Origin of the sequence: Sulfitobacter sp. 1A13496, from assembly GCF_043557225.1 — a bacterium.
GTDB lineage: Bacteria > Pseudomonadota > Alphaproteobacteria > Rhodobacterales > Rhodobacteraceae > Sulfitobacter > Sulfitobacter faviae.
In genome coordinates, this window is record NZ_JBIFFP010000001.1 from 37,828 (window position 1) to 57,566 (window position 19,739).

Annotated in this window: 20 protein-coding genes; 14 read left to right on the plus strand and 6 right to left on the minus strand. The window is 63.0% G+C overall.

From position 1 onward, the window contains the following. Positions 1-176: 176 nt before the first annotated feature. The 14 genes from rpsM to ACGYLX_RS00290 all read left to right on the plus strand — a co-directional run bounded on the left by rpsM (position 177) and on the right by ACGYLX_RS00290 (position 13,027). Entirely contained in the window at positions 177-545 is a 369-nt protein-coding gene (gene rpsM, locus ACGYLX_RS00225) for a 30S ribosomal protein S13 (protein WP_067263150.1), read from the plus strand. Between the two features lie 15 nt (positions 546-560). Continuing rightward, positions 561-950 carry a 30S ribosomal protein S11 gene (gene rpsK, locus ACGYLX_RS00230; protein ID WP_067263152.1) on the plus strand — a complete coding sequence of 130 codons (390 nt, stop codon included), beginning with the start codon at positions 561-563 and terminating at the stop codon, positions 948-950. Positions 951-1,064: 114 nt separating this feature from the next. Next, positions 1,065-2,081: a DNA-directed RNA polymerase subunit alpha gene (locus tag ACGYLX_RS00235; RefSeq protein ID WP_007118862.1), complete on the plus strand. Its 1,017-nt coding sequence runs from the start codon at positions 1,065-1,067 to the stop codon at positions 2,079-2,081. A 163-nt stretch (positions 2,082-2,244) separates the two neighbouring features. Beyond that, a complete protein-coding gene (gene rplQ, locus ACGYLX_RS00240; RefSeq protein WP_067263154.1) occupies positions 2,245-2,661 on the plus strand; it encodes a 50S ribosomal protein L17 in 417 nt (138 codons plus the stop codon). A 114-nt stretch (positions 2,662-2,775) separates the two neighbouring features. Then, on the plus strand, positions 2,776-4,149 hold the full coding sequence (locus ACGYLX_RS00245) for a trypsin-like peptidase domain-containing protein (RefSeq protein WP_394446658.1): 1,374 nt from the start codon (positions 2,776-2,778) through the stop codon (positions 4,147-4,149). Position 4,150: 1 nt separating this feature from the next. Then, on the plus strand, positions 4,151-5,458 hold the full coding sequence (locus tag ACGYLX_RS00250) for a replication-associated recombination protein A (protein WP_394446660.1): 1,308 nt from the start codon (positions 4,151-4,153) through the stop codon (positions 5,456-5,458). Between the two features lie 31 nt (positions 5,459-5,489). Next, the gene (locus tag ACGYLX_RS00255; protein ID WP_394446661.1) at positions 5,490-5,843 is read left to right on the plus strand and encodes a fluoride efflux transporter FluC; all 354 of its coding nucleotides are present in this window, start codon (positions 5,490-5,492) and stop codon (positions 5,841-5,843) included. Then, on the plus strand, positions 5,840-6,886 hold the full coding sequence (locus ACGYLX_RS00260) for an RluA family pseudouridine synthase (RefSeq protein ID WP_271692978.1): 1,047 nt from the start codon (positions 5,840-5,842) through the stop codon (positions 6,884-6,886). The genes ACGYLX_RS00255 and ACGYLX_RS00260 overlap by 4 nt, the downstream gene beginning before the upstream one ends. Further along, on the plus strand, positions 6,883-7,566 hold the full coding sequence (locus tag ACGYLX_RS00265) for an HAD-IA family hydrolase (protein WP_394446663.1): 684 nt from the start codon (positions 6,883-6,885) through the stop codon (positions 7,564-7,566). Before ACGYLX_RS00260 ends, ACGYLX_RS00265 begins: the two co-directional genes overlap by 4 nt. Then, positions 7,563-8,276 carry an ATP12 family chaperone protein gene (locus ACGYLX_RS00270; protein WP_394446665.1) on the plus strand — a complete coding sequence of 238 codons (714 nt, stop codon included), beginning with the start codon at positions 7,563-7,565 and terminating at the stop codon, positions 8,274-8,276. The genes ACGYLX_RS00265 and ACGYLX_RS00270 overlap by 4 nt, the downstream gene beginning before the upstream one ends. A 193-nt stretch (positions 8,277-8,469) precedes the next feature. After that, positions 8,470-9,486: an amino acid ABC transporter substrate-binding protein gene (locus ACGYLX_RS00275; RefSeq protein ID WP_209218372.1), complete on the plus strand. Its 1,017-nt coding sequence runs from the start codon at positions 8,470-8,472 to the stop codon at positions 9,484-9,486. Positions 9,487-9,728: 242 nt separating this feature from the next. Next, complete coding sequence (locus ACGYLX_RS00280) at positions 9,729-10,943, plus strand: amino acid ABC transporter permease (protein WP_067263100.1); 1,215 nt, start codon at positions 9,729-9,731, stop codon at positions 10,941-10,943. A gap of 3 nt (positions 10,944-10,946) precedes the next feature. Then, positions 10,947-12,245 (plus strand): amino acid ABC transporter permease, encoded by a 1,299-nt coding sequence (locus ACGYLX_RS00285; RefSeq protein ID WP_394446667.1) that lies wholly within the window; start codon positions 10,947-10,949, stop codon positions 12,243-12,245. Positions 12,246-12,259: 14 nt separating this feature from the next. Next, positions 12,260-13,027 carry an amino acid ABC transporter ATP-binding protein gene (locus ACGYLX_RS00290; protein WP_067263096.1) on the plus strand — a complete coding sequence of 256 codons (768 nt, stop codon included), beginning with the start codon at positions 12,260-12,262 and terminating at the stop codon, positions 13,025-13,027. Between the two features lie 62 nt (positions 13,028-13,089). Here ACGYLX_RS00290 and ACGYLX_RS00295 read toward each other — a convergent pair whose 3' ends face one another. The 6 genes from ACGYLX_RS00295 to ACGYLX_RS00320 form a co-directional block, all read right to left on the minus strand. Continuing rightward, complete coding sequence (locus ACGYLX_RS00295; RefSeq protein WP_394446669.1) at positions 13,090-13,584, minus strand: SixA phosphatase family protein; 495 nt, start codon at positions 13,582-13,584, stop codon at positions 13,090-13,092. A 66-nt stretch (positions 13,585-13,650) separates the two neighbouring features. After that, positions 13,651-14,514, minus strand: coding sequence for an acetylglutamate kinase (gene argB / locus ACGYLX_RS00300; protein ID WP_394446671.1), 864 nt, complete (start codon positions 14,512-14,514; stop codon positions 13,651-13,653). 37 nt (positions 14,515-14,551) lie between these two features. Beyond that, positions 14,552-15,202, minus strand: coding sequence for a ribosome biogenesis GTP-binding protein YihA/YsxC (gene yihA, locus ACGYLX_RS00305; protein ID WP_093927124.1), 651 nt, complete (start codon positions 15,200-15,202; stop codon positions 14,552-14,554). Further along, positions 15,202-15,939: an MOSC domain-containing protein gene (locus ACGYLX_RS00310; protein ID WP_394448058.1), complete on the minus strand. Its 738-nt coding sequence runs from the start codon at positions 15,937-15,939 to the stop codon at positions 15,202-15,204. Before ACGYLX_RS00310 ends, yihA begins: the two co-directional genes overlap by 1 nt. Next, positions 15,939-17,810 (minus strand): membrane protein insertase YidC, encoded by a 1,872-nt coding sequence (gene yidC / locus ACGYLX_RS00315; RefSeq protein ID WP_394446673.1) that lies wholly within the window; start codon positions 17,808-17,810, stop codon positions 15,939-15,941. The genes ACGYLX_RS00310 and yidC overlap by 1 nt, the downstream gene beginning before the upstream one ends. Positions 17,811-18,113: 303 nt before the next feature. After that, the gene (locus ACGYLX_RS00320; protein WP_394446677.1) at positions 18,114-19,655 is read right to left on the minus strand and encodes an EAL domain-containing protein; all 1,542 of its coding nucleotides are present in this window, start codon (positions 19,653-19,655) and stop codon (positions 18,114-18,116) included. Between the last annotated feature and the right edge of the window lie 84 nt (positions 19,656-19,739).

Below are 19,739 nucleotides of genomic sequence, written 5' to 3' on the forward strand. Positions count from 1 at the left end.
CGCGCAAAACCTCATAGTCACCCCTATCTCGAATGAGAATCAATTTGCGGATCGGCCTTCGGGCACCTGCCGCAAGATCACCTGATCAGCCTTAGCCCGATGGCCCTATGCCTCGGGCTTGTGTTGTGAAAAAAGGGTCTGGAATCACGGACCCGCAACGAAAAGGAATAGCTAACGTGGCACGTATTGCCGGCGTAAACATCCCGACTGCAAAGCGGGTTCCCATCGCCCTCACCTATATCACCGGTATTGGCAGCTCCTCCGCCAAGGCCATCTGCGAAGCTGTCGGCATCGACGAGACCCGCCGGGTCAACGAGCTGTCCGACGCCGAAGTTCTGGCCGTGCGTGAGCACATCGACGCCAACTACACCGTCGAAGGCGACCTGCGTCGTGACACGCAGATGAACATCAAGCGCCTGATGGACCTCGGCTGCTACCGTGGCCTGCGCCACCGTCGCAACCTGCCGGTTCGCGGCCAGCGCACCCATACCAACGCACGCACACGCAAAGGCCCCGCGAAGGCCATTGCTGGCAAGAAGAAATAAGGGAGGGTCCGATCAATGGCACGCGATAAGACACGCACCAAGCGTAAGGTCTCCAAGAACATCGCCGCAGGCGTGGCGCATGTGAACTCGAGCTTCAACAACACCAAGATCCTGATCTCGGACGTGCAGGGCAACGCGATCTCCTGGTCGTCTGCTGGCACCATGGGCTTCAAAGGGTCGCGCAAGTCGACACCTTACGCCGCACAGATGGCCGCAGAAGATGCAGGCCGCAAAGCTCAGGATCACGGCGTCAAGACGCTGGAAGTCGAAGTGCAGGGCCCCGGTTCGGGTCGTGAATCCGCACTGCGCGCTCTGGCGGCTGCCGGTTTCAACATCACCTCGATCCGTGATGTGACCCCGATGGCCCACAACGGCTGCCGCCCGCCGAAGCGCCGCCGCGTTTAATCCGGGACTGTTTTACATGGGGTCGCGCCTTGCGTGCGGCCCCATACCGCTTTTCAGAAACCTCGAGCGTTTGTGTCATTTGGACATGAGGCACAAACAAGGATGGAGGGACGCATGATCCACAAGAATTGGGCTGAATTGATCAAGCCGCAACAGCTTGACGTCAAGCCGGGCAACGACCCCGCACGTCAGGCGACCGTCATGGCCGAACCGCTGGAGCGGGGCTTCGGTCTGACCCTCGGCAACGCGCTGCGCCGCGTGCTGATGTCCTCGCTGCAGGGCGCGGCGATCACCTCCGTGCAGATCGACAACGTACTGCACGAGTTTTCCTCCGTCGCCGGTGTGCGCGAAGACGTGACCGACATCATCCTGAACCTCAAGGGCGTCAGCCTGCGCATGGAAGTCGAAGGGCCGAAGCGCCTGTCGATCTCCGCGAAGGGTCCGGGCGTCGTTACCGCCGGTGACATCTCCGAATCCGCCGGCATCGAGATTCTGAACCGCGAGCATGTGATCTGCCACCTCGACGATGGTGCGGACGTCTACATGGAGCTGACCGTCAACACCGGCAAGGGCTATGTCTCTGCCGACAAGAACAAGCCGGAAGACGCGCCCATCGGTCTCATCCCGATCGACGCGATCTATTCGCCGGTCAAGAAGGTCTCCTACGACGTGCAGCCGACCCGTGAGGGCCAGGTGCTGGACTATGACAAGCTGACCATGAAGGTCGAAACAGACGGCTCCATCACGCCGGACGACGCGGTGGCCTTCGCCGCGCGCATCCTGCAGGACCAGCTGGGCATCTTCGTCAACTTCGACGAGCCGGAAAGCGCCTCGCGTCAGGACGACGACGACGGTCTGGAGTTCAACCCGCTGCTGCTGAAGAAGGTCGACGAGCTGGAGCTTTCGGTCCGTTCGGCGAACTGCCTGAAGAACGACAACATCGTCTACATCGGCGATCTGATCCAGAAGACCGAAGCCGAGATGCTGCGCACGCCGAACTTCGGCCGCAAGTCCTTGAACGAGATCAAGGAAGTGCTGTCGGGCATGGGTCTGCACCTGGGCATGGACGTCGAGGACTGGCCGCCAGAGAACATCGAAGACCTCGCCAAGAAGTTCGAGGATTCGTTTTAAGATACGGTGCCCGGAAACTTTCAAAGTTTCCGGGGCCGATTTCTTTCAAAGAAATCGGGTGCCGTGAAGACCGGGCACACGCCCCAAGGAGAGCTCGTGACACGCATCGCGGGCCAGACAAAGCAAAACCGCCCGTAGAGGGCATCACGATTGGAGTAAGACAATGCGTCACGCACGTGGATACCGCCGCCTGAACCGTACACATGAACACCGCAAGGCGCTGTTCTCGAACATGGCAGGCTCGCTCATCGAGCATGAGCAGATCAAGACCACCTTGCCGAAAGCCAAGGAACTGAAGCCGATCATCGAAAAGATGATCACCCTCGCCAAGCGCGGCGACCTGCACGCCCGCCGTCAGGCCGCGTCGAAGCTGAAAGAAGACCAGTATGTCGCCAAGCTGTTCGACGTGCTGGGCCCGCGCTACAAGGACCGTCAGGGCGGCTACGTCCGCGTCCTGAAGGCCGGCTTCCGCTATGGTGACATGGCGCCGATGGCGATCATCGAATTCGTCGACCGCGACCGCGACGCCAAGGGTGCCGCCGACAAGGCGCGTCTGGCCGAGGAAGAAGCGGCGGAATAAGATCCCCGCCATCGTTATTTGGAAAGCCCCGCCCTCGGCGGGGCTTTTCTTTTGCAGGGGAGAGTGACGGAAAACGCAGTTGCACCGGCCCCACTCCCTGCGCATATCTGGGGCATGAGAACCCTTGCCCTGATCCTCATGCTACTGGCCGTGCCCGCGATGGCGCAGCAGGTGCCAAGCTCTGCCGCGCAGATGCAGCTGAGCTTCGTGCCGCTGGTCAAAGAGGCCGCGCCGGCGGTGGTCAACATCTACGCCCGCACCATCACCAAGGCCCGCCGCACGCCGCTGCAGGCTGACCCGTTCTTCGAACGGTTTTTCCGCGATCCCTTCTCCGAGCGGCCCCGGGTGCAGAACTCGCTCGGCTCGGGCGTGATCCTCTCTGCTGACGGGATCGTCGTGTCGAACTACCACGTCGTCGGCACCGCCACCGACATCCGCGTCGTGCTGAACGACCGGCGCGAGTACAGCGCCCGGGTGCTTCTGGGCGATGCCGACAGCGATCTTGCGATCCTCAAGCTCGAAGGCGCGGAGGGCCTGCCGTTTCTTAAGTTGCGCGACAGCGACGCGGTAGAAGTGGGCGAGCTGACGCTGGCCATCGGAAATCCCTTCGGTGTGGGGCAGACCGTCTCGAGCGGGATCGTCTCGGGGCTGGCGCGCTCTGGCGCGGCAGGCGGGGGCGGGCAGGGCTATTTCATCCAGACCGACGCGCCGATCAATCCCGGCAACTCCGGCGGGGCGCTGATCGACATGGGCGGAAGGCTCATCGGAGTGAACACCTCGATCCTGACCCGCTCGGGCGGCAGCAACGGCATCGGTTTCGCCATTCCCGCCGATCTGGTCGCCGCCTTCGTCGCACAGGCCCGCGCCGGGGAGACCGCTTTCCAGCGCCCCTGGGCGGGGCTTTCAGGCCAGCCAGTCGATGCCGACATGGCGGGGCCCTTGGGGCTGGACCGTCCGGGCGGGATCATCGTTTCCGGGCTGCATCCCGCCAGCCCCTTCAACGGAGCGGGGCTGGAGGTTGGCGACGTGATCGTCAGCGTCGACGACCAGCCGGTGAACACGCCCGCCGAGATGATCTACCGCATGTCGGTCGCGGGGCTCGGCCATTCCGCGCGCGTGGGCGTCATGCGCGACGGCGACCTGATGGAGGTGACCGTGGCCCTGATCGCCGCGCCGGACGTGCCGGACCGGGCCGAGGTCACCTTGGGCACGCGCAGCCTGCTGCCGGGCCTCAGGGCCGCGCGGATCAACCCGGCGGTGATTGCCGAGATGAACCTGCCCTTGGAAAGCGCGGGCGTCGTGGTGCTCGATACGGGGCGCTTCGGCCCGCGCGTGGGGCTCAGGGACGGCGACGTGATCCTCTCGATCAACGGCGTCGCGGTAGAAGATACGGCCGCCCTCGTGGCGCTGCTCTCGGGGCAGGTGCGCCGCATCCAGATGGTGATACAACGGGGCGACCGGCGCATGGCGCTGCAGTTCAGGGGGTAGCGTGGCGGATCTGTTCGGAGACACGGAAGAGGCGGACGAGGGCGGCCACCGCCCCTTGGCCGACCGGCTGCGGCCGAAGTCGCTTGCCGAGGTGATCGGGCAGGAGAAGGTGCTTGGCCCCGATGCGCCGCTCTCAGTAATGCTGTCCGCCGGGGCGCTGTCCTCGCTGATCTTCTGGGGGCCGCCGGGGGTGGGCAAGACCACCATCGCGCGGCTCTTGGCCGATGAGACCGATCTGCATTTCGTGCAGATCAGCGCGATCTTCTCGGGCGTGCCGGAACTGCGCAAGGTGTTCGATGCCGCCAAGATGCGGCGGCGGCAGGGACAGGGGACGCTGCTCTTCGTCGACGAGATCCACCGGTTCAACAAGGCGCAGCAGGACGGCTTCCTACCGCATATGGAGGATGGCACCATCCTTCTGGTCGGCGCCACCACGGAGAACCCAAGTTTCGAGCTCAACGCCGCCGTGCTCAGCCGCGCACAGGTGCTGGTGCTGGAGCGCCTGCCGCATGACGATCTGGAGCGTCTTGCGCAACGGGCTGAGCGCGAGCTGGGCAAGCCCCTGCCGCTGCAACCCGACGCACGCGAGGCGCTGCTAGAGATGGCCGACGGCGATGGGCGCGCGCTGCTCAATCTGATCGAACAGGTAACCGCGTGGAAGGACGACGCGCCGCTCGACAAGGCGGGCCTGTCGAAACGCCTCATGCGCCGCGCGGCGCAATACGACAAGTCGGGGGATTCGCATTACAACCTCATTTCGGCCCTGCATAAATCCATGCGCGGCTCGGACCCGGACGCGGCGCTCTACTGGTTGGGCCGGATGCTGGAGGGAGGCGAGGATCCGCGCTACCTGATGCGGCGCATCACCCGCATGGCGGTGGAGGACGTCGGCCTTGCCGATCCGCAGGCACAGACCTTCTGCCTTCAGGCATGGGAGACCTACGAGCGTCTCGGCAGCCCCGAAGGGGAGTTGGCCATCGCGCAGGCGCTGACCTACATCTGCCTCGCGCCGAAATCCAACGCTGTCTACAAGGCCTACAAGGGCGCGCGGCGTCTCGCGCGCAGCACCGGGTCGGAGCCGCCGCCGAAACATATTCTGAACGCGCCCACCAAGCTGATGAAGGATCAGGGCTACGGTTCGGGCTATGCCTATGACCATGACGCCGAGGATGGGTTCTCAGGCCAGAACTACTTCCCCGACGCGATGGAGCGCCCCAGCCTCTACGAGCCGGTCGAGCGCGGTTTCGAGCGGGAGTTGAAAAAGCGGCAGGATTACTTCGCCGGGCTGCGCGCCAAGCGGAAAACTTGACTCCGGGCCGCGCAGGCGCGATGGGGGGTCGATGATGAAAACACTGATCATGGTGGCGCTCGGCGGCGCTCTGGGGGCCTGTCTGCGCTACCTTGTCGGTCTGGCCGTGGGCTTCCCGCTGGGCACGCTTGCGGTGAACGTTGCGGGCTCGCTCGCCATCGGGGTGGTCTGGGTCACGCTCGCCGACAAGGCGCTGCTGCTGCCCTTCCTGATGACCGGGCTGCTGGGCGGCTTCACCACCTTCTCGGCGTTTTCACTCGACACGCTGCGTCTGCTTGAGGCAGGTCGCGCCGCTGTCGCATTTTCATATGTGGGGGCCTCGGTGATCTTGTCGCTGGCCGCCTGTTTGCTGGGCCTCTGGTTGGCCCGAGAGGTATTGGCATGAGCCGCGTACAGACAGTGACCGTCGCCGAGGGCGATGGCGACCAGCGGCTTGACCGCTGGTTCAAGCGGATGTTTCCGCAGATCAATCAGGGCCTCATCGAGAAGATGTGCCGCAAGGGTGAGATCCGGGTCGATGGGGGCCGGGTCAAGGCCAACACCCGGCTCGAGGCGGGCCAGCAGGTGCGCGTGCCGCCGCTGCCCGATGCCGCGCCGCCCCCACCGCCCAAGCGGACACGCATCACTGAGGCGGATGCCAAGATGATCCGCAACTGCGTGATCTACCGCGACGACCATGTCATCGCGCTGAACAAGCCCGCCGGGCTGGCGGTGCAGGGCGGCTCCGGTCAGGCCGACCGCCATGTCGACGCGCTGTCCGAGGCGCTGATCTTCGACGCCGAGGAGAAGCCGCGCCTCGTGCACCGGCTCGACCGCGATACCTCGGGCGTCTTGCTCTTGGCGCGCACCCGCGCGGCGGCCAAGGCGCTGACGGCGGCGATGCGCCACCGTGAAACGCGCAAGATCTACTGGGCCATCGTCGCCGGCGTGCCGACGCCCTATCTGGGCGAGATCAAATACGGTCTGGTGAAGGCCGGCGGCCATGGCCGCAAGGGCGAGGGCGAGAAGATGATCGCCGTGCACCCGCGCGATATGGACGACACGCCGGGCGCGAAACGCGCGCATACGCTTTATGCAACGCTGTTCCGCGTCGGCTCGCGCGCGTCTTGGGTGGCGATGGAGCCGGTCACGGGCCGCACCCACCAGCTGCGGGCGCATATGGCCGAGATCGGGCATCCGATCGTCGGTGACGGCAAATACGGCGGTTCGGGGCAGGAGAACCTCGGCGACGGCTGGGGCGCGCAACTGGGCGGGATCATCTCGAAGAAGCTGCATCTGCACGCGCGGATGATGCGTTTCGAACATCCGCACACGCGCAAGGTGGTGACGATCACCGCTGAACTGCCCGACCATATGGCGCATAGCTGGGACACCTTCGGCTGGACCGAGGATCTCGCCGAAGAAGACCCTTTCGAGTCGCTGCAATGAGCAAACCGCTCCGTTTGGTGATCTTTGACGTCGACGGCACGCTGGTCGACAGCCAAGGCGATATCGTCGCGGCGATGACGGCGGCCTTTGCGGCTGTGGAGGCGCCCGCACCGACGCGGGCCGAGATCCTGTCAATCGTCGGCCTGTCGCTGGATGTGGCGATGACGGTGCTGGCCCCCACGCGCCCGGCGGGGGATCACCTTGCGATGGTTGAAGCCTATAAGGCTGCCTATATGACGCTGCGGGCCGAGGCGGGGGTGGCGCAATCCTCGCCGCTTTACCCCGGCGCGGTTGAGACGTTGCGGCGTCTTCACGCAGAGCCGGAGGTGCTGTTGGGCGTCGCCACGGGCAAGTCGAAACGCGGGTTGGATAAGCTGATCGCCGGTCACGGGCTGGAGGGGCTTTTCATCACGCAGCAGGTGGCGGATTTCCATCCCTCCAAGCCGCATCCGTCGATGATCTATCAGGCGATGGCCGATGCCGGGGTAGGGCCTGAGGCCACGGTGATGATCGGCGACACCTCTTTCGACATGGACATGGCCGCCGCTGCCGGGGTGACCGGGATCGGCGTCAAATGGGGCTATCACGGCCCGGAACGGTTGGCCGCCGCCACGCATCTGGTCGAGGATTTCGCGGCGCTGCCCGCCCTGCTGGAACAAATCTGGAGCATTCCCGCATGAGTGACTGGAAAGCCAAACGCTTTTGGAAAGACGCCGCCGTGGTCGCGGTCGAAGATGGTTTCACCGTCGAGTTGGACGGCCGCCGGGTGAAAACCCCGGCCAAGCGCCCGCTGACCCTGCCCACCCGCGCCATGGCCGAGGCGGTGGCCGCCGAATGGCAGGCGCAGGAGAAAAAGATCGACCCGCGTACCATGCCGGTGACCAAGACCGCCAATGCCGCGATCGACAAGGTCGCGGTGCAAAAAGCCGAGGTCGTCGAGATGCTCGCGGCCTATGGCGACAGCGATCTTCTGTGCTACCGCGCCGACAGCCCCGAAGGTTTGGTCGCCCGGCAAGCGGCTGAGTGGGATCCGATGCTGGACTGGGCGGCGCAAACCCTTGGCGTGCGGTTGGAGACGCGGGAGGGCATTATGCATGAGCCGCAAGCGCCCGAAGCCCTGGCCCAATTGCACCAGCGTACGGCAGCGCTCGATCCCTTTGAACTGGCGGCTTTTCATGACCTTGTGAGCCTCACCGGCTCGCTGATCCTTGGCTTTGCCGCGCTCGAACAGGCCTCTGACCCCGAGGAGATTTGGGCCCTGTCGCGGCTGGATGAGACATGGCAGGCCGAGCAATGGGGCCGCGATGACGTGGCCGAGCAAGAGGCCGAAATCAAGCGGCAGGCGTTTTTACATGCATGTGCAATAATAGTGCTTTGCAAAGCTGCTTAACTTGATAAAAGCTTTGCGACTCGATGTGAAAACCCGCCCTGATTTTGCCCATCGCGCCCTTGACCTTCAAACCTGAATCCGCCCACACTGCTTTTCATTGAGCAGGGGAAACCCTGCACAAGATCGCTTTCGGCGTCATCTGGCGTCGGATTAACCGCCAGTGAACGTGGCGGACTATCAGGAAGAGGTAAAAATGAAAAAAACCGTAATTTTTGGCGCGCTGACCGTTGCTGGCCTTGCGGCCGGTGCTGCTGGTGCCGCCACGCTTGATGACGTCAAAGCCCGTGGCAAGCTGAACTGTGGCGTGACCACCGGCCTTGCTGGCTTTGCCGCGCCGAACGCCAACGGCGAATGGGAAGGTTTCGACGTGGCCGTCTGCCGTGCCGTTGCCGCCGCCGTTCTGGGCGACAAGAACGCCGTGGAATTCGTGCCGACAACCGGCAAAACCCGCTTCACCGCGCTGGCCTCGGGCGAGATCGACTTCCTCGCACGGAACACCACATGGACCTTCAGCCGTGACACCGACCTGAAGTTCGACTTCATCGGCGTGAACTACTACGACGGTCAGGGCTTCATGGTCCCCAAAGCGCTTGGCGTTTCCTCGGCCAAGGATCTGGACGGCGCGACCGTCTGCATCCAGACCGGCACCACTACCGAGCTGAACCTCGCGGACTTCTTCCGCAAGAACAACATCAGCTATGAGCCCGTGCCCGTTGAAACCAACGCCGAAGGCCAGCAGCAGTACCTTGCTGGTGCCTGCGACACCTACACCACCGACGCATCGGGCCTTGCCGCGACACGTGCAACCTTCGAGAACCCCGATGAGCACGTGCTGCTGCCCGAGATCATCTCGAAAGAGCCGCTGGGCCCGCTGGTCCGTCACGGCGATAACGACTGGGGCGACATCACCCGCTGGGTGCTGAACGCGCTGATCGCTGCCGAAGAACTGGGCATCACCTCGGCCAATATCGAAGAGATGACCGGCAACACCAACAACCCCGAAGTTGCCCGCCTTTTGGGCACCGAGGGCACATTGGGTGAGATGATCGGCCTCGACGCCGACTGGGCCAAGCGCGCCATCATGGCCGAAGGCAACTACGGTGAGATCTTTGCCAAGAACATCGGCGAAGAGACACCCATCGGTCTGGCACGCGGGCTGAACGCCCAGTGGACAGACGGTGGCCTGCTCTACGCACCGCCCTTCCGCTAAATAGCGAAGCGAGGGGCGCGGGAATTCCTGCGCCCCTTGCGCCTCTGGCCGGTGGGGCTGCCTGCCTCTGGCCAACAAAAGCTCCCTACTGACAAGAAGAACGGTCAAAAAACGACTGACGAAACCCCAACGAGACAATAAAAACCCACGATCGAGATAAATCGATCTACGACCAAAAATGATTCGGCCATGGTGCGCCAAATGCACCGATAAAAAACAAGCCGGAACACAGGGATACATACATGACGACATTCTCCGACCCTCCCAAGGCGTCGTTCCGGCCATCTATGCTGTTGAGCGACACCCGCTATCGGTCGATCACCTTTCAGGTGATCGCGCTGGCGCTGCTGGTCACGGCGATCTGGTATCTGGGATCGAACCTTGCCGCGAACCTGCGCGCCGCGGGTTTGAACATCTCTTTCCAGTTCCTCGGCAATCCGGCGGGCTATGACATCAACCAGACGCTGATCCCCTATACCAGCCAATCGTCGAACCTTCAGGCGGCTTGGGTCGGGATCATCAACACGCTGCTGGTGTCTTTCCTTGCATGTGTCACGGCCACGATCTTTGGCGTCATCGCCGGGGTTCTGCGCCTCTCGAACAACTGGCTCGTGCGCAAGCTGATGGCCGGCTACGTCGAGATTTTCCGCAACATCCCGGTGCTGATCTGGATCCTGATCATCTACACCATCATGACCGCCGCGATGCCCGCGCCTTCGGCCTTCCGCGGTGACGATCCGGCCTCGACCATGATGCTGGGCTCTTTCGCCTTCACCAACCGGGGCGTCTATATTCCCGGGCCGGTCTGGGGGCCGGGGTCGATGATCGTGGTGGCGACCTTTGTCGCCTCGGTGATCGGCGTCTTTGCCTACCGCCGCTATGCGACCAAGCTGCTTTATGACACCGGTCGCCTGCTGCCGATGCTCTGGCCTTCGGTCGCGATCCTGTTGCTGCCGACGATCATCATGTTCTTCATCATGGGCATGCCGATCGGGCTCGACTATCCCGCGCTGAAGGGCTTCAACTTCCGAGGCGGCATCCAGATCGGCGCGCCGCTGATCGCGCTGTGGTTCGCCCTGTCGATCTACACCGGTGCCTTCATTGCCGAGAACGTCCGCGCCGGCATTCAGGCGGTCAGCAAGGGCCAGTCCGAAGCCGCCGCAGCCTTGGGCCTCCGGTCGGGCCGGATCATGAACCTTGTGGTGCTGCCGCAGGCGCTGCGCGTCATCATCCCGCCGCTTATTTCGAACTACCTCAACATCACCAAGAACTCCTCGCTGGCGATCCTCGTGGGCTATGCCGACATCACCGCGACGCTGGGCGGGATCACCCTGAACCAGACCGGTCGGGCGATTGAATGCGTCGTTCTTTTGATGCTCTTCTACCTCGTCATCTCGCTGGGCATCTCCATGGTGATGAACGTCTACAACAACGCAACGAAGCTGAAGGAGCGTTAAGCCATGTCAGACACACATGCTGAATCCATCGCCTTCGTGCGTGAAACCTCGCTGCCGCCTGCGGCCCCGCCGGATAAGGTCGGCGGCCCGCTGAAATGGGTGAAGGACAACCTTTTCCCGACATGGGCGAATGCGATCCTGACGATTGTGGCGCTCTATTTCCTCTACCTTCTAGTCTCGGGCTCTCTGCCGTGGCTGTTGAACGGCGTCTGGTCGGCGAGCAGCCTGTCGGAATGTCGTGAGATTTTGGACGGCGCGACCGGGGCCTGTTTCTCGGTGCTGAGCGAGCGTTGGCATCAACTGCTCTTTGGCTTCAAATACCCCAGCGACCAATACTGGCGTCCCACCCTCGCGCTGGTGCTGCTGTTCCTTGCCGCGGCCCCCGTGCTCTTCATTGACCTGCCGCGCAAGCTGCTGCTTTTCACCGGCGTCTACCCGTTCCTCGCCTTCTGGCTGATCTGGGGCGGGCCGATCTGGGGGCCGATCTTCGCGCTCTTGGGCGTCGTGGCGGGCTATGTCGTCTATAGCCGTCTGGTGCAGAAAAGCTTTGCCATGGCGCTGGCGGGCGGCGTCGTCGCTGCGGTGATCGTCTGGTATATTGGTGGCTTCATTGGCGAGGCGCTGCGCCCTGCCTCGCCGCTGCTGCAAGCGATCCCGAGCCGTGACCTTGGTGGCTTCATGCTCAACATGATGCTGGGCATCACCTGCGTGTCGCTGTCGCTGCCCATCGGCATCGCGCTGGCGCTTGGCCGCCAGTCGCATCTGCCGATCGTTAAAGGCATCTGCGTGATCTTCATCGAATTCGTTCGCGGCGTGCCGCTGATCACGCTCTTGTTCGTGGCGAACGTAATGCTGGCCTATTTCTTCCCGCCGGGCTCGGGGGTGGACCTCTTCATCCGCGTGGTGATCATGATCACCATGTTCTCCTCGGCCTATATCGCCGAGGTGATCCGGGGTGGCCTCGCCGCGCTGCCGAAGGGCCAGTACGAGGCCGCCGACAGCCTTGGCCTCGACTACCCGCAGGCGATGCGGCTGATCATCCTGCCGCAGGCGCTGAAAATCTCGATCCCGGGCATCGTGAACATCGCGGTGGGCCTGTTCAAGGACACCACGCTGGTCTCGGTCATCTCGCTGTTCGACATCATCGGCATGATCCGCGGCCCGATCCTCGCCTCGACCGACTGGAACGGCGTCTACTGGGAGCTTTTCCTCTTTGCTTCCGTGCTGTTCTTCATCGTCTGCTACGGCATTTCTCAATACTCGCAGTGGCTGGAACGCCGTCTTGCGACTGACCATCGTTAAGGGAGGGTTCTCGCATGGCTGAGACCGCACAAATGAAAGTATCCGACGAAGTCGCGATCCGCATCGACAACATGAACAAGTGGTACGGGGCCTTCCACGTGCTGCGCGACATCAACCTGACCGTGCACCGGGGCGAGCGGATCGTGATCTGCGGGCCATCGGGCTCGGGCAAGTCGACGCTGATCCGCTGCATCAATGCGCTGGAAGAGCATCAGAAGGGCACCATTGAGGTCGACGGCACGCTGCTAAGCTCGGACCTCAAGAACATCGACAAGATCCGCTCAGAGGTCGGCATGTGCTTCCAGCACTTCAACCTCTTCCCGCATCTGACGATCCTTGAGAACTGCACGCTGGCGCCGATCTGGGTCCGCAAGACGCCCAAGAAGGAAGCCGAAGAAACGGCGATGCATTTCCTTGAAAAGGTGAAAATCCCCGATCAGGCCAATAAGTATCCCGGCCAGCTTTCGGGCGGTCAGCAGCAGCGTGTGGCAATTGCCCGTTCGCTCTGCATGCGCCCGCGGGTCATGCTGTTCGATGAGCCGACATCGGCCCTCGACCCCGAGATGATCAAAGAGGTGCTCGACACGATGATCGAGCTTGCCGAAGAGGGCATGACCATGCTCTGCGTGACCCATGAGATGGGCTTTGCCCGTCAGGTGGCGAACCGCGTGATATTCATGGACGAAGGCCAGATTGTTGAGCAGAACGAGCCGGAGGCTTTCTTCAACAACCCGCAAAGCCCGCGCACGCAGCTGTTCCTGAGCCAGATTCTCGGGCATTGAACCGGGCAAATCGGACCAAGGTAAAACATGCGCCCCGGCCATTTGGTCGGGGCGTTTGCGTTTCAAACCAGCTGTTTGGGGACGGTGAAGGCGTGCAGCAGGCCGCTGCCGGGGGCCACCTCGGCCCAGCTTTCAACCGCGAAATCCATCACCGTCGTCGCGCCCGAGGGATAGCGATCAAAGGCTTCCTGTTCGGGCGGCTGCTGCAACAGCCCTGCGGCGGCAGCGGCGATGCCGGGGTTATGCGCCACCAGCAGCAAGGTGTTGCCTGTGCCGCGCTGGCGCAGGCTGGTGATGATCTGATCAGGCTCGGCGAGGTAAAGTTCGCGAAGGTACTCCACCTGACAGCCCTCAGGCAGCGCCAAGCGGGCGCAGGTTTCGCGGGTGCGGGCCGCCGTTGAGCAGAGCACCGCATCAGGCAGCAGCGCCTCTGCGCGCAGCCAATTGCCAAGGGCTTGGGCCGCCCCGCGCCCGCGGGCATTCAGGGGGCGGTCGTGATCGCTGGTCCCATGGGACCAGAACGATTTCGCGTGTCGCATCAGGATCAGGCGGCGCATGTCGTTCCTTTCACTGCTCGACCCATCATAGGCGCGAAGCAGGGGCAGGGGGCAAGCGCTTTGGGCCTAGCCCTTGCGAATGATGCTGCCTGCGCCGTGTTCGGTGAAAAGCTCCAACAGGCAGGCATTGGGCGCGCGCCCGTCGAGGATGACCGCCGCCCGCACACCGCCTTCGAGCGCGTCCAGCGCGGTTTGCACTTTGGGAATCATCCCGCCCGCAATGGTACCATCGGCGATCATCACGTTGATCTGGCTCGCCGTCAGGTCGGTCACAACCTCGCCATTGCCGTCCTTGACGCCCGCCACATCCGTCAGCAGCAGCAAGCGGTCGGCCTCCAGCGCCCCCGCGATGGCGCCAGCGGCGGTGTCGCCGTTGATGTTATAGGTCTCCCCCCCGTGGCCCATGCCGAGCGGCGCGATGACGGGAATGATGCCCTTGTCGGCAAAGTCCCGCAGGATGCGCGGGTTGACCTGTGTCGGGTTGCCCACGAGGCCTAGGGCGGGGTCTTCGGGGTCGCAAACGATCAACCCGCTGTCTTTGCCCGAAACACCAACCGCGCGGCCGCCTTGCTCTGAAATCGCCTGCACGATCCGCGCGTTGACGAGGCCCGAGAGCACCATCTCGACCACTTCCATGGTCGCGGCATCGGTCACCCGTTTGCCGTTCACGAATTCGGATTTGATGTTCAACCGCGCCAGCATGTCGTTGATCATCGGGCCGCCGCCATGGACGATCACCGGGTTCACCCCCACCTGCCGCATCAGCGCGACATCGCGGGCGAATTCGTCCATCGCTTCGTCGCTGCCCATCGCATGGCCGCCCAGTTTGATGACCACGGTGGCATCGGCGTAGCGTTGCAAAAAGGGCAGAGCTTGGCTGAGGGTTTGGGCGGTGGCGATCCAGTCGCGGTTCATGTCTTGCGTTCTCATCTGTTGACCCATGGGAAGCCGATAGCGGCGGGAGGTGCTATACCAGCGTGGCGATGATGGCACGCAGCGTAGGGATGCCCCAGCCCTTTTCCGAAGATGTCACGACAATCTCCGGGTAGGCGGCGGGGTGTTTGCTCAGCGCGTCTTTCACCTGCGTTAGGATTTTCTCACGCTCGGCTTCTTTGACCTTATCGGCTTTGGTTAGCACCACTTGGAAGGTCACGGCAGAGCTGTCGAGCAGGGACATAATTTCATTGTCGACCTTTTTGACCCCATGCCGCGCGTCGATCAGCACGAAGGCGCGGCGCAATGTCTGGCGGCCCGAAAGGTATTGCTTGAGCAGGCGCTGCCATTTCTCGACCACGGGTAGTGGGGCATTGGCATAGCCATAGCCCGGCAGGTCGACGAGGTAGTGCTCTTCCCCGGCGGTAAAAAAGTTAATCTCTTGCGTCCGGCCCGGCGTGTTCGACGCCCGTGCCAGCGCTTTCATCCCTGTCAGCGCATTGATCAGCGTCGATTTCCCGACGTTGGAGCGCCCGGCAAAGCAGACCTCCATCCGGTCAGGGGGCGGCAACCCATCCATCGCCACCACGCCTTTGACGAATGTCGTCTCCCCGGCGAAAAGCATCCGGCCCTTCTCGGCGCTCGGGGCGTCCGGCTCTTCGGCGATGGTGTAGTTCACTTGCATCAGATCAGCTCCAGTTCGTCGCCCACGGCGATCTCTCCGCCCTTGGTGACGGTCAGGGTAACACCGAAATCCCGGTGACCCAATTGGTCGAGCGCGGCAAGCGTGTCGACGTCGCGCGCGCCGGTGTTGGTGTTGACGGTGGTGGCAAGGCAGCGGGTGATGCGTTTGGAGACATGCAGCCGTGCTTCGCCGATTTTCAAGTCGCGCCCCAGCCAGTCGAACTCGGCCCAAGGGGCGGCGCCGTCAAACCAGATGTTGCCGCGCCAGCGGGCGGTTTGCAGCGGGGCTGCTGCCAAGTCTTCGACGGCGCGATGGGAGGTGAGGCTGTTGAGCGAGAGCGTCGGCTCTGCGCTGTCGGTATAGCCGCGGCCATCGAGACGGAGGATATCCACCGGAGCGGCGCGGCCTTCGGCCACCAGCGGGCGCACCCAGTCGAGGAAGGCAGCCTGTTCGCGATCCGGGTGGAAGGTGATTCCGCCGCGCGTCGGGTGGCGCAGGGTGAGCATTTCAGTGGTCTCATCCAGCTTGGCTGTGATCGCCTGCAACTGCGGCGAAGAGGCCCCCCGGGTGAAATTTAAACATCGCGCCCAATCTCCCGGCGCGGCTTTGGAGGCGTCATGGGCCACGGCCCAGAGCCGGTCATAGGGCATGGATTGCCCGGCGCGCAGGGTCACACGCTCAACCGTCTCGCGGCCATGGGCCTTGAGCGGATGCCGGTTGAGCGCGTTGACCTGCATCACTTTTTCGACTTGCCCGATTTGGGCTTGGCATCCGCATTGGCGGCAGCGCTCTTGGGCGTGCGTTTGAAGCCCCCTTTGATGTTGCCCCAAAGGTCAGGTTTGTAACCCTGGCTGCGCATGATCAGATACTGCTGGGTAAAGGTGATCGTGTTGTTGGCGATCCAGTACACCACCAAGCCGCTCGCGAAACCGCCCAGCATGAACATGAACACCCACGGCATCCACGCAAAGATCATTTGCTGTGTCGGATCGGTGGGCGCCGGGTTCAGCTTTTGCTGCAAGAACATGGAGATACCCAAGAGCAGCGGCAGGATGCCGATGAAGATCAGCGCCAGCATCGAACCCGGCTCGGGCGCGGCATAGGGCAAGAGGCCCCAGAGGTTCATGATTGAGGTCGGATCGGGCGCGCTGAGGTCTTGGAACGGGCCAAAGAAGGGCGCGTGGCGCAGTTCGATCGTGACGAAAATCACCTTGTAGAGCGAGAAGAAGATCGGGATTTGCAGCAGGATCGGCAGGCAGCCCGCAGCAGGGTTCACCTTGTTCTTCTTATAGAGCTCCATCATGCCCTGTTGCATCTTCTGACGGTCGTCGCCCGCTTCTTTCTTCAGCTTTTCCATCTCGGGCTGAAGCTCTTTCATCCGCGCCATGGAGACGTAGGATTTGTACGCCAGCGGGAAGAGGACCGCCTTGATCAGCAGCGTCAGGCCGATGATGGCGACACCCATGTTGCCGATAAGTTTGTTCAGCTCATGCAGCAGCCAGAAGATCGGCTTGGTCAGGAAGAAGAACCAGCCCCAGTCGATGCTGTCGATGAATTTGGCGACGCCGGAGGATTGGTAATCCTGAAGCGTTTCCCACTCCTTGGCACCGGCGAAAAACTTGCTGGAGGTGCTTACGCTTTCGCCTGCCGCGACCGAGCGGGTGGGCTGGCGGGTGAAGGCGCGGTAGGTGTCCGCGCGCGGATCATAGGTGAGCGCCTGTTCAAAGGTTTCGCCCGCGTCGGGGATCAGTACCGCCTGCCAATAGTGATCGGTAAAGCCGACCCAGCCCTCGGTGACGCCTTCGGTGACCACGGCGGGGCGGCCCCAGGTGCTGTTCACATCGGCTTCGGCGATATCGTCCCAATCGACTTCGGCAAGTTCACCATTGGCCATGGCCACGGCGCCCTCATGTAGGATGAAGAAGCTTTTCAGGTCTTCGGGCAGCCCGTGCTGCGCGATCATGCCGAAGGGGGCGAGGTTCACCGCGCCTTCGCCGTTGTTGGTCACGCTCTGGGTGATGTCGAACATATATTGGTCATCGACCGAGATGGTGCGGGTAAAGACCTGCCCGGCGCCATTGTCCCAAGTGAGGGTCACGGGGCTGTCGACGCCCAGCGTTTCGCCCTCGCTCAGGGTCCAAAGCGTGTCGACACCCGGGACGGCATCGGGGGCGAGGCCCGAACCGGCGGCCCAACCGTGCAGCGCATAGTAAGCATCGCTCGACCCTTCGGGGGAGAGCAGGGTCACGATTTCGGCATCCGCGTCGAGCGTGGTTTGGTAATCGTTCAATTTCAGATCGTCGATCCGACCGCCCATGAGCGAGATGGAGCCGCTGACCTTGTCTGTCGCGATTGCCACGCGGGGCGCTGCTGCCAGTGCCGCGCGGCGGCCTTCGGGGACGGCGCCTTCGCCATCTTCCGTGCCGGGCGCGGCAGCGGTATCGGCGGTGGAGGCGGGAACCGAAGTGCCTTCGACAGTATCGCTGATCTCACTGCCGGGCTCTAATGTTGGGTCGGCTTCGGGGGGCGGGAACAGGAGGAACCACACGAGGATGACGGCAAAGCTGAGCGCCGTGGCAAGGATGAGATTCTTGTTCTGTTCGTCCATGGGGACCGCCACCTGATGTCTTTGAATATCACGGGGGTTCAACAGAGTGCGGGGCCAAAGGTCAAGTGGAATCGGGCGGGATGAAGGGGGATGCAGGGTGGTTTTGGTCCATCTGGCATGGGTTTTGCGGAGTTTCGCCGGGGGCGGTTGCGGGGGAGCGGTGACCCCGGCATTGACCGGGGCGAGGCGCGAAGGGTGTGACCGTACTCCGGGTCGCGGGGTGTTCTCCTCTGCCTCGGGCCTCTTCGGCAGTCGCGACCTCCGTCGCTTAATGCCCCGGGCCGGTGCTAAGCACAGAGCCCGCTAGGTGGCACGCCCATTCATGATGCGCGGCACGTCTTGCAGTTTCGCGTTGTGGCGGGCGATCCAATCGAGTGTTTGCTCAAACGGCATGGGGCGGGCGATGCCGAATCCCTGCACATGGTCGCAGCCGAGTTGGGCGAGCAAGACATGCTCCCCCACTGTTTCCACCCCTTCGGCGAGGGTCTCAATGCCCAGTCGTTCGGCCATGGTGAGAATGGCGCTGATCATGCGCTGCTGGTCGGGGTCGCGGTCTGCTTTCATGACGAAAGAGCGGTCGATCTTGATCCGGCTGACGGAAAAGCGGCGGATGGATGCGATGGAGGCATGACCCGTGCCGAAGTCGTCAAGATCGATGCGGCATCCGAGTTTGCGCAGGGCGTTGATATTGCGGGTGATCACATCATCGGCAGTTGAGGCGACGACGGTTTCCAGCACTTCGATCGCGAGCCGGTCGGGGGACAGGTCGAACCGGTCCAGCTCCCAAGTGATTTTGTCGATGAGCCGGGGGTTGGCAAGTTCACCCCCGGCGAAATTCACCCCGATCTGCGGCACCACGGTGCCGGACCCATCCCAGGCTTTGAGGGCCGCGAAAGAGTGGTACATCATGACTTCGGCCAAACGCTCCAACAGGCCGGCCTCTTCGACGGCGGGCAGGAAATCCGAAGGGGGGATCATGCCCTGTACCGGATGGTTCCAGCGCGCCAAGGCTTCAAAACCGGTGATCTGGCCCGTGTCGGTTGAGATTTGCGGCTGAAACCATGGTTGTATTTGGCCGCTGTCCAAGGCCTGCGCGACCTCTTCGCGCAGTTCGGCGCGGCTTTCGGTTTCCCGGCGCATCTGGTCGGAAAAGGCGCGAATGGAGGATGGGCCGCGCCGCTGCGCGCTGCGCAGGGCGGTGGCAGCGGCGGCAAGCCATGCGGCGGCATCCCCGCCCGGGGTGCGGGTGTTAAGGCAAAAGCCGACGGAGGCCGTGAGGTGGATCGTAACCCCATCGACGAAAAACGGTTCTTCCAAAGCGGATTGTAGCCGCCCGGCCAGTTGAATGCAGAGTTCAAGGTCAAGCTGCCGTACCGGGGCCGTGCAGACGGCGAACCGCGCCTCTCCCATCTTGCCGATCAGATCATCGTCGCGCAGGGTACCCTGCAATCGTTCGCCGCTTTGCCGCACGACCGTATCGGCGGCGGTCTGACCGTGGTTTTCGGCGATTTGGTCAAGCCCTTCGAGCGCAATGAAACATGTGGCCGACAAACGCCCCCGAGATTGGGCGGTTTGAAAAACTTGTTCGGCCAACTCCTCAAAAGCGCTGCGCTGTAGGATGCCGCCGCGCGCGTCTTGGGGGGGCTGAGAATTCCCGCCAAAGCGCTGTGCCGCAAGAAAAAGAAGGGGCAGCACGGCGGAGGCGGCGATCAGGGCCATTTCGCCGCCGATCCAAAAGGCCAGCAGCGTCATCGCGGGGAGGAAGGCCAAAGCGGCCTGACCGCTGAGCAAAGCGGCGAACGACTGCCGCAGCTGCGTGAGCCCGGAAAGCCGGTGAATTGCCATCGCGAGATCCCTTCCCAATACGCGCAATGCCTGCGCTGACGGGGGAGGGATATCGCCTTTAGGGTGTGCTGTGGGTTAACAGAA

Coding starts and splice junctions, on each gene's coding strand:
- ACGYLX_RS00285 (WP_394446667.1), top strand. CDS start 10,947: ATGTCAGACACACATGCTGAATCCATCGCCTTCGTGCGTGAAACCTCG.
- ACGYLX_RS00320 (WP_394446677.1), bottom strand. CDS start 19,655: ATGGCAATTCACCGGCTTTCCGGGCTCACGCAGCTGCGGCAGTCGTTC.
- ACGYLX_RS00290 (WP_067263096.1), top strand. CDS start 12,260: ATGGCTGAGACCGCACAAATGAAAGTATCCGACGAAGTCGCGATCCGC.
- rplQ (WP_067263154.1), top strand. CDS start 2,245: ATGCGTCACGCACGTGGATACCGCCGCCTGAACCGTACACATGAACAC.
- ACGYLX_RS00235 (WP_007118862.1), top strand. CDS start 1,065: ATGATCCACAAGAATTGGGCTGAATTGATCAAGCCGCAACAGCTTGAC.
- ACGYLX_RS00260 (WP_271692978.1), top strand. CDS start 5,840: ATGAGCCGCGTACAGACAGTGACCGTCGCCGAGGGCGATGGCGACCAG.
- ACGYLX_RS00255 (WP_394446661.1), top strand. CDS start 5,490: ATGATGAAAACACTGATCATGGTGGCGCTCGGCGGCGCTCTGGGGGCC.
- ACGYLX_RS00295 (WP_394446669.1), bottom strand. CDS start 13,584: ATGCGCCGCCTGATCCTGATGCGACACGCGAAATCGTTCTGGTCCCAT.
- ACGYLX_RS00275 (WP_209218372.1), top strand. CDS start 8,470: ATGAAAAAAACCGTAATTTTTGGCGCGCTGACCGTTGCTGGCCTTGCG.
- ACGYLX_RS00280 (WP_067263100.1), top strand. CDS start 9,729: ATGACGACATTCTCCGACCCTCCCAAGGCGTCGTTCCGGCCATCTATG.
- ACGYLX_RS00245 (WP_394446658.1), top strand. CDS start 2,776: ATGAGAACCCTTGCCCTGATCCTCATGCTACTGGCCGTGCCCGCGATG.
- argB (WP_394446671.1), bottom strand. CDS start 14,514: ATGAGAACGCAAGACATGAACCGCGACTGGATCGCCACCGCCCAAACC.
- rpsK (WP_067263152.1), top strand. CDS start 561: ATGGCACGCGATAAGACACGCACCAAGCGTAAGGTCTCCAAGAACATC.
- yihA (WP_093927124.1), bottom strand. CDS start 15,202: ATGCAAGTGAACTACACCATCGCCGAAGAGCCGGACGCCCCGAGCGCC.
- ACGYLX_RS00310 (WP_394448058.1), bottom strand. CDS start 15,939: ATGCAGGTCAACGCGCTCAACCGGCATCCGCTCAAGGCCCATGGCCGC.
- yidC (WP_394446673.1), bottom strand. CDS start 17,810: ATGGACGAACAGAACAAGAATCTCATCCTTGCCACGGCGCTCAGCTTT.
- ACGYLX_RS00265 (WP_394446663.1), top strand. CDS start 6,883: ATGAGCAAACCGCTCCGTTTGGTGATCTTTGACGTCGACGGCACGCTG.
- ACGYLX_RS00270 (WP_394446665.1), top strand. CDS start 7,563: ATGAGTGACTGGAAAGCCAAACGCTTTTGGAAAGACGCCGCCGTGGTC.